The following is a 1,134-nucleotide window of genomic DNA, read 5'->3' as shown; positions in this document are numbered from 1 at the left end:
GGTAGCCCAAGCTGCTGTGCGGCCGAACGGTGTTGTAATGGCTCCGCCACGCCTCGATCAGCACCTTGGCCTCGGCAAGGCTGTAGAAGATTTCGCCGTTAAGTAGCTCGTCACGCAGCGAGCCGTTGAAGCTCTCGTTATAGCCATTCTCCCAAGGTGAGCCCGGCGCGATGTAGAGCGTCTTCACGCCGACTTGGCCGAGCCATTGCTGGACCGAGGTAGCGATGAACTCGCTGCCATTGTCCGACCTTATATTCGCTGGTGGACCTCGCGCGATGAAGAGATCGGCAAGCGCCGCCAGTACGTCCTCGTGTTTCAACTGACGTGCGACGATCAGCGCCAGGCATTCCCTGCTGGCTTCGTCGATGATGGTAAGGATGCGGAACTTGCGCCCGTCGTGCGTCCGCGCCTCAACAAAGTCGTAGGCCCAGACGTGCCCTGGATACTCCGGTCGCAGGCGGATGCACGAGCCATCGTTCAACCACAGCCGGCCGCGTTTTGGCTGCCGCTGGGGCACTTTCAGTCGCTCGCGCCGCCAGATCCGCTCAACCCGTTTATGGTTCACCGACCAGCCAGCCGCATGCAGCAGCGCGGTTACCCGGCGATAGCCGTAGCGACCGTACTGTTTGGCCAGCGCGACGATGTCGTCGGTCAGCGCCTCTTCGTCATCTGCCCCGCACGGCACCTTACGCTGCGTCGACCGATGCTGCCCGAGCACGCGGCACACGCGCCGCTCGGATACCTCCAACACCTCTTTCACCTGGTCGATGCAGCGCCGGCGTCGCGCGGGGCTTAAAAGTTTCCCTTGGCGGCCTCCTGTAGGATCAACTTGTCCAGTGTCAGGTCGGAGATCGCACGCCGCAGCCGCAGGTTCTCCTTCTCCAGATCCTTCATCCGGCGAGCCTGATCCGTCTTCAGGCCGCCAAATTCCTTGCGCCACCGGTAGTAAGTCTGCTCGCTGACAGCGATCCGCCGACACGCCTCAGCGGTTGTCCCGCCCTGGCCCAGCACGATCTCCACCTCACGCAGCTTCCCGATGATCTCCTCAGGCTTGTGCTTCTTCGCTGGCATGCGTCGTCCCTTCCTCGATCCAGACTCTCATAGTCGATGGACCACTCAGAAGGGGGCAGCTCA

At 62.3% G+C, this 1,134-nt stretch carries 1 protein-coding gene; it reads right to left on the bottom strand.

Annotated elements, in window-relative coordinates:
• Positions 1-1,071 (bottom strand): IS3 family transposase gene (locus LPN01_RS19020; RefSeq protein WP_262829999.1). Its coding sequence is split into 2 segments (ribosomal slippage), with 1,072 coding nucleotides annotated over them: positions 1-807 and positions 807-1,071; the frame shifts between segments, so codons are not numbered across the junction. This gene is flagged as partial in the annotation.
• Between the last annotated feature and the right edge of the window lie 63 nt (positions 1,072-1,134).

Origin of the sequence: Sphingomonas sp. A2-49, from assembly GCF_025548555.1 — a bacterium.
Taxonomy (GTDB): domain Bacteria; phylum Pseudomonadota; class Alphaproteobacteria; order Sphingomonadales; family Sphingomonadaceae; genus Sphingomonas.
This window is presented reverse-complemented; position numbering and strand designations above follow the sequence as displayed.